Origin of the sequence: Vibrio sp. 1562 (assembly GCF_033340155.1) — a bacterium.
GTDB classification, from domain to species: domain Bacteria; phylum Pseudomonadota; class Gammaproteobacteria; order Enterobacterales; family Vibrionaceae; genus Vibrio; species Vibrio alginolyticus.
Genome location: NZ_JAWOVY010000289.1, coordinates 1 through 741, shown reverse-complemented (window position 1 = coordinate 741; position 741 = coordinate 1). Strand labels below are relative to the sequence as shown.

At 49.0% G+C, this 741-nt stretch carries 2 protein-coding genes; both read right to left on the bottom strand.

The window, feature by feature from the left end:
• The coding region (locus R7Z49_RS24720) for a biopolymer transporter ExbD (RefSeq protein ID WP_318112336.1) at nucleotides 1-312 on the bottom strand (312 nt) is incomplete at its 3' end.
• On the bottom strand, nucleotides 309-741 hold a 433-nt coding region (locus R7Z49_RS24715), incomplete at its 5' end, for a MotA/TolQ/ExbB proton channel family protein (RefSeq protein WP_318112335.1). The genes R7Z49_RS24715 and R7Z49_RS24720, both read right to left, overlap by 4 nt.

Below are 741 nucleotides of genomic sequence, written 5' to 3'. Positions count from 1 at the left end.
ACCAATCACAATAGGTTTATCGGTTGATTTACTCTCTTCTAGCAGCGCGAGAGTGAAGTTTTCCCAATCAATGTACGTCTGTCCGTTGATCGCCCAATAAGGCTCATCCTTGAGGATATTAACGGTAATCGACTGCTTATCGACCTCTGCAACGGCCTGAGAGTCGGTGCTTGGCAGCGCGACATCTAATGAATCGAGTTTGACTGCGGCGGTAAGCATCAAGAAAACCATCACAATAAAAATGATGTCTAACAGCGGTGTTAAATCTGGTGTTAAGCCGTTGCGGTTATTGTCCTGTGGTACTTTGATCATGAAGCTTTCGCCTCAGCCGTTTTGGTGACACTTACCGTTGTTTTTGTTTTTTCTGGAGACACGTGCTGCAGGGAAATGCCTTCAAGCCACAAATTCACGTAGTTGAGAGTATGCTCAAGTTTGGCGAGTACGCGGTCAGCCCACAAACCGATGATTTGTGCGCCAGAAATAGCGGGTAGGGCGATGATCAAGCCTGCGGCCGTTGTGCGCATGGCTAAACCCAAGCCGTCGGCCAAATCGTTAGGTGTGATGTTCCCAGTTGAAACCGCAATGCCTTTAAACATCTCAATCAATCCCAATACTGTGCCGAGAAGACCAATTAGCGGGCTGATTACGCCGATCAACGTCAGAAGGCGAAGACCAGAATGCAGTTGATGACGCTTCTCTTGCAGCCACATGCCCGCCGCGTCTTCACGCAGCGATTTAGCG